Source organism: Micromonospora parastrephiae (genome assembly GCF_016802865.1).
Taxonomy (GTDB): domain Bacteria; phylum Actinomycetota; class Actinomycetes; order Mycobacteriales; family Micromonosporaceae; genus Micromonospora; species Micromonospora parastrephiae.
Genome location: NZ_JAEVHM010000367.1, coordinates 1 through 2,366, shown reverse-complemented (window position 1 = coordinate 2,366; position 2,366 = coordinate 1). Strand labels below are relative to the sequence as shown.

At 71.6% G+C, this 2,366-nt stretch carries 1 protein-coding gene and 1 pseudogene; both read right to left on the bottom strand.

Annotated elements, in window-relative coordinates:
• Positions 1-3: 3 nt before the first annotated feature.
• A pseudogene (gene dapB, locus JNW91_RS31025) lies at positions 4-770 on the bottom strand (4-hydroxy-tetrahydrodipicolinate reductase).
• A gap of 93 nt (positions 771-863) precedes the next feature.
• Entirely contained in the window at positions 864-2,261 is a 1,398-nt protein-coding gene (locus JNW91_RS31020; protein WP_203179008.1) for a M16 family metallopeptidase, read from the bottom strand.
• Positions 2,262-2,366 lie beyond the last annotated feature (105 nt).

Below are 2,366 nucleotides of genomic sequence, written 5' to 3'. Positions count from 1 at the left end.
GGATTAGTCGAGCAGGGCGTCCAGGCCGACGGTGAGGCCCGGGCGGCTACGCACCGCGCGGACGGCCAGCAGCACACCCGGCATGAACGACGCCCGGTCGTACGAGTCGTGCCGGATGGTCAACGTCTCGCCGGTGGTGCCGAACAGCACCTCCTGGTGGGCGACCAGACCGGTGGCGCGTACGGCGTGCACGCGTACCCCGTCGATGTCGGCGCCCCGCGCGCCGGCGACCTCGTCCTTGGTGGCGTCCGGCACGGACCGAGGCCGGCCTCGGCCCGGGCCCGGGCGATCTGCCGCGCGGTGTGGGTGGCCGTGCCGCTCGGGGCGTCCAGCTTGCGCGGGTGGTGCTGCTCGATGATCTCGACGGATTCGAAGTGCCGGGCGGCTCGCGCGGCGAACTGCATCATCAGCACGGCGCCGATGCCGAAGTTCGGGGCGATCACGACGCCCACGCCGGGCTTGTCGGCGAGCCAGCCGCGCACCTGCTCCAGCCGCTGCTCGGTGAAGCCCGTCGTGCCCACCACCGCGCTGATGCCCTGGTCGATGCACCATTTCAGGTTGTCCATGACGACGTCCGGAGTGGTGAAGTCGACGACCACGTTGGCGTGGGAGGCGGCGTCGAGGCTGTCGCCCTGGTCGATCGACGCTGCGAGTTCGAGGCCGTCGGCGGCGTCGACCGCCTTGCAGACCTCGATGCCCATGCGGCCGCGGGCACCCAGCACGCCGACCCGCAGCGGCTCGGCCGGGGTCTTCTCCTGCTCGTCAGTCACGGGGCACAACCTATCCCAATCGGGACGTGCCCTCCCGGCCGGATCCGGCCCGCTCCACCGGCCGGGACGGCCCCGACCGCTGCGGCGTAGACCTCAGACCGCGAAGTCGCTCTCACCGAACGGGCCAACCACGGCCAGCGACATCGGCCGGCTGAGCAGCTCCGCGGCGAGGGTGTTCACGTCCGCGACGGTCACCTCGTCGACCCGGCGGAGCAGCTCGTCGACCGGCATCAGGTCGCCGTAGAGCAGCTCACCCTTGGCCAGCCGACTCATCCGGGAACCGGTGTCCTCCAGGCCGAGCACGAACGAGCCCTTGCTCATGCCCTTGCCCCGAGCCACCTCGGCCTCGGTCAACCCGTCGGACGCCACCCGGGCCAGTTCGGCGCGGGTCAGGGCCAGCACCTCGTCCACCTTGCCCGGGGCGCAGCCGGCGTAGACGGCGAACAGTCCACTGTCGGCGTACTGGCTGGCGTAGGAGTAGACCGAGTACGCGAGGCCGCGCTGCTCGCGGATCTCCTGGAACAGGCGGCTGGACATGCCGCCGCCGAGCACGTTGTTGAGCACCCCGAGGGCGAAGCGCCGGTCGTCGAGGCGGTCGATGCCGGGACAGCCGAGGAGGACGTGCGCCTGCTCGGTCTCCTTCGGCTCGACCAGGGTGGTCGCCAGTTTGGTGGGTACCGCCGGGGTGGCCGCGCGGTGCGACGCCGGGCTGGCCGGGTCGCTGTCCAGTGGGGTGCCCCGCAGAGCCTGGCGGACCAGTTTGACCACCGCGGCGTGATCCAGGTTGCCGGCGGCGGCGATGACGATCTGCGGCGCGGTGTAGCGACCACGGTAGAAGCTCTGGATCTGTCGCCGGGTCATCGGCGTGACGGTCTCCTCGGTGCCGGAGATCAACCGACCCAGCGGGTGGTCGCCGTAGACGGCGCGGGCGAAGAGGTCGTGCACCTCGTCACCGGGCTCGTCGTCGTGCATGGCGATCTCCTCCAGGATCACGCCACGCTCGGTCTCCACGTCGGCCGGCTCCAGCAGCGAGTCGGCGATCAGGTCGCACATCACGTCAATCGCCAGCGGCAGGTCCTCGTCCAGCACGCGGGCGTAGTAGCAGGTGTATTCCTTCGTGGTGAAGGCGTTCGTCTCGCCACCCACCGCCTCGATCTGCGAGGAGATCTCCAGCGCGGTGCGCTTGTTGGTGCCCTTGAAGAGCAGGTGCTCCAGGAAGTGCGCGGCTCCGGCCTGCGGGCCGGTCTCGTCCCGGGAGCCGACCGCCACCCAGACGCCGAAGGACACGCTGCGCATCGCCGGGATCGCCTCGGTGAGGACGCGCAGGCCGCTGGGCAGCACGGTACGTCGTACCGTGCCGCCCAGCGGATCGTCGCTGAGCGTCCGGGTCACCGCGCGGGCGGTGCCGCCGGAGCGGCCCGCCCCGGTGTCCCGAGAGGGGGCCACCCCCCGTCGATCCGGTGGAAACGGCGCGCTGAAGGCCCGACTCACGTCTTGCTCCCGGTTCGACGAGGGGTGGGTGATGCGATGTACGACGGTCAGCTGTGCCGGGTCGGCGGCGCGGACGCTCGCCGCCCTCGCCACCCTCGCCGCCGC